This is a genomic window from Candidatus Laterigemmans baculatus (genome assembly GCF_010367455.1).
Taxonomy (GTDB): domain Bacteria; phylum Planctomycetota; class Planctomycetia; order Pirellulales; family Pirellulaceae; genus Laterigemmans; species Laterigemmans baculatus.
On record NZ_WRPR01000056.1, the window covers coordinates 1 to 3974 of the forward strand.

A 3974-nucleotide genomic window follows, 5' to 3' on the forward strand; every position below is an offset into this window, starting at 1 on the left:
CCCGCAACAGGTGCACGCGATTTGACTGTGCTCCCGGAATCGCGGGTTTCTGCATTCGACCGCCGGTCACTCCGCATCGAATGGCTCGGTTCGTCAGGCTACTCCGGGCTGTTCAACGCCAGGTGCGCGTGAGAACTGGTGCGCTCGAAGATTGGCTCGGCCATTGCCCGCTGCTATACTTCACGCGTCTGGCTCGTCGGTTCACCGATCTGCCGGCTCCACAAAAACTCCGCGAACCATCGGATGTACGGGAGCGGCGGGTGCTCGTGTTTTCGAAACTGTCTTTGTGGGCCGCCGCCCCGTAATCCGTGCCGTTCGCGGCGTTGACCACCATACCGCCCTCGCGGCGTCTGATTTGATTCTTTCCCTCTCACGTCACAAATGGTGCGCTAGAATTACTGATGCTTGCCGCTCCGTGACGCCATCGGTTTGATGCGCTCGATCCACGACTTTCGTTCTGCCGTAAGTTCGATCTCGTAACAGTTGCACGCGATTTGACGGTGCCCCCGGAATCGCTGGTTTCTGCATTTGACCACCGGCCCGCAACGCGCGATCCGATTGGCTCGGTTCGTGGGGCTACTCCGGATTGTTCATCGCCAGGTGCGCGCGAGAACTGGTGCGCGCGAAGATTGGCTCGGCCACTGACCGCCGCTACACTTGATGCGACGCGTGATCGCCGGCTCGCGGAACTGCTGGCTCGTCGCCAAGTCCAGAAAAACTCCGCGAACAACGCGTCGAACCCGAGCGGCGGATGGGGCGTTTCTTGTAGACTTTCCACTCGGCCGCCGCCGGGTTAACGCGGACGTTCGCCGAGCGTAGAGGCTGGTTCTTTGGCTAGATCTATATGCTGCACGCTTGCTTTAGCATGCCTACTTTCGGGGGTCGCGTTAGGGCACGAACTTACTGACGACGAAGTCGCTCTGCTCGCAACCGACGTCTCTCGATTGACCGCCGTCACCGAGGAGCCGCACCGAATGGCTGACTCAACGGCGGCTCTCTGCGTAACCATCCCTCGGGCCCGACACGAGATACACGACGGATTCCTTGAGCCTGCCTACTGCCACGTCTACGCAAACAAAAAAGCACACCCTGTCATCAAGGCTGGTACGGGTTCGTACCCACCCGGCTCCCTTATCGTTAAAGCTAAGTTTCGGGACGTGAACGCCCCTGAGAGGGTCGAGCTTTACACCGTCATGCGGAAGAGGGCTGTCGGGTATGACCTCGAAAACGGCGATTGGGAGTATTCGGTCGTAGACGGGCGAACCCGCCGCGTCCTCACTCGAGGAACCATCGAGTCCTGCATTGGCTGCCATTGCGAATACAAATCAACTGACTACGTGACACGCGAGTACTTGACGCCAGGCAACGGCGAACCATGAAATGCACGTGAGCGACCGATGGGCTCCTCGCTGCGGATCTGACTCGTCGGCGGTCGCCACGTGATTTCCAGCGTTCGCGGACTCGACCACCATGCCGTTCACGCGGCGTCTGATCGGTCCTTTTCCTCTCACATTACAGATGGTGCGCTCGAATCACTGATGCGTGCCGCTCGGTGACGCCAGCGGTTCTCGATCCACGACTTTCGTTCTGCCGTAAGTTCCATCCCGTAACAGGTGCACGCTATTCGACTGTGCCCCCGGAATCGCGGGTTTCTGAATTTGACCGCCGGTCCCCAATTCGTGATTGGCTCGGTTCACGCGGCTACTACGGATTGTCCAACGCCAAGTGCGATTGAGAACTGGTGCGATCGAAGATTGGCTCGGCCGTCGCACGCTGCTACACTTGGGGTGCCGACTCTTCCACTCACCGATCTGCCGGCTCCGCAAAAACTCCGCGAACAATCGGATGTACGTGAGCGGCGGGTGCCCGTGTTCTTGAGACTGTCGCTGTGGGCCGCCGCCCCGTAATCCGTAACGTTCGCGGAGTCGACCACCATACCGCCCACGCTGCGTCTAATTGGTTCTTTCCCTCTCACGTCATAAATGGTGCGCTCGAGATATCTGCTGCGATCCGCTCTGTGACGCGAATGGTTCGGTGCGCTCAGTTCACTTCCATCGTTCCGTCGCGGGCACGCTCGCACCACCGGTGCGCTCGACTTGCCGCCAGGCTCGAATCGCGGGCCCGATCCGCTCCGGGACTCGCTCGGCTCGAACTGCTTAACACGTTGCCACCGTCCATCGCCCGCTACGAACAAAACGGGACCGTTGCGGGCGGAGATTGGCTCCGTCGCTTGCCGCCGCTACACTTAATCGAACCTGCGATCGCCGGCTCGTAGAACTGCCGGGCTCGTCGCCGGGTGCCGGAAAACTCCGCGAACAAACGGATTCACGCGAGCGGCGGGCATCGCGTTTCCTTCACTCTATCTCGTGGGCCGCCGCCGCGTGATCCTCGCCGTTCCGCCACTGAAAGTCTCTGCTAACTCGGCTAACAAATTGCCTACGCTCAATGAGTTCATCGAGTTTCTCGTAGTAGTTACCGTAACCGGTTCGCTGATGTTGTTCACGCCTCTGTGGGGGCCGCGTGTTGTATACGCGGGCATCGCACGCGCGCGCAAACCGTCTTCATCAACACGCCGTGGTATGCCAACGTTTTCCATTGGTGACGTCGGGTGCCTGTTCATTTACGTCGCAATGGCGAACGCGCTCTTTCTCGCTGTTCGCCATGAATACCGCCACTTCCCGACGCTGGCTCTTGTGATGCCTGTATTTGGGAACGCCTTTGCCATTCTCACGTGGCTTTTGGCTGTACGATTTGCTGATGACCAACTCGCAGATACAACCCGAACACGCGTGGCTGCAATCCTGGTCTTCTTCCCCTCGGCTGCCATTGCCGTCGCCCATGTCGCTGTGTCCAGCCTTACGCTCTTGTCCGGGCTTACGGCGTTCCAGCAGGGATTCGCAGCGGGCACAGCATCATACGCTGGGAATCCCATTGCTGGTTTCTGTTTTGTTCTACTAACATGTGCCTTGATGGCGGTCTATATTCTTCGCCGCGTGTTTCACGCTCGAATGATCGAGCGTGAGCGATGAGGCGGAACCATGAAATGCACGTGAGCGACCGACGGGCTTCTCTCTGCGGACCTGACTCGTCGGCGGTCGCCACGTGATTTCCACCGTTACCCCACTTAAATCAAATGCGCTGGGATGATTCCATATTCTCCGGAACACACGGCAAATGGACTTGGATCGTCGTGCGCCAAATGATCCGCGACCTTCCCGCTCTGACGCGGGAACACCACGCCGGCCAACGCCTCTGCATCACTGCGTTTGACTCTGGGCCAATCACTCCAAGTGCCGATGAACTATCGCTCGGATGGACGCTGGTGGGCGATGTCATGGTTAGTCCACCACTAACGCCGCAACTACAAATTCCGTTCGACACACACGACGAATGGTACGTGTTTCGATCACTGCCCGACTCACTGACCGTCACGGATCGCTACGTCAACTATTGCGGCTTCAACCTAGCCGATCCGCACACGATGGCTGGATCGCAAGACGCTTCGTGGGATCGAACGAACTACGATTGGCTCATCCCGATCCAACGACGATTCTGGGCTGACATCGAGCGCCTTGATCCGTCATCATATGTGTGTAGTGGTGACGCCGACACCGTCGTGACCCGTGATCAAGAATTTGCTGCGCGGTTTCTCGACATCGCTCGCGCAATCGCGGGGTAACAATCCAATGCACCCGAGCGGCGAAGTCGGGCGTTTTCAAATGGACAATCTCTCGTCGCCGCCGGGTGATTGGTGACGTTCGCGGATTCGACCACATACCGTTCTCGCAGCCCCTGATTTAATTCTTTCCCGCTCACGTCACAACATGGTGCGCTCGAATTACTGATGCTCGCCGCTCGGTGACGCCATCGGTTTGATGCGCTCGATCCACGACTTTCGTTCTGCCGTAAGTTCGATCCCGCAACAGGTGCACGCGATTTGACTGTGCTCCCGGAATCGCGGGTTTCTGCATTCG

The 3974-nt window shown here is 58.7% G+C and carries 3 protein-coding genes; all 3 read left to right on the forward strand.

Going from position 1 to position 3974, the window contains the following annotated elements:
• The first annotated feature begins 974 nt into the window (after positions 1-974).
• The 3 genes from GNK13_RS12135 to GNK13_RS12145 all read left to right on the forward strand — a co-directional run bounded on the left by GNK13_RS12135 (position 975) and on the right by GNK13_RS12145 (position 3679).
• Entirely contained in the window at positions 975-1379 is a 405-nt protein-coding gene (locus GNK13_RS12135) for a cytochrome P460 family protein (protein WP_164102796.1), read from the forward strand.
• 1002 nt (positions 1380-2381) lie between these two features.
• Positions 2382-3029 (forward strand): hypothetical protein, encoded by a 648-nt coding sequence (locus tag GNK13_RS12140; protein WP_164102797.1) that lies wholly within the window; start codon positions 2382-2384, stop codon positions 3027-3029.
• Positions 3030-3133: 104 nt separating this feature from the next.
• Positions 3134-3679 carry a hypothetical protein gene (locus tag GNK13_RS12145; protein ID WP_164102798.1) on the forward strand — a complete coding sequence of 182 codons (546 nt, stop codon included), beginning with the start codon at positions 3134-3136 and terminating at the stop codon, positions 3677-3679.
• Positions 3680-3974 lie beyond the last annotated feature (295 nt).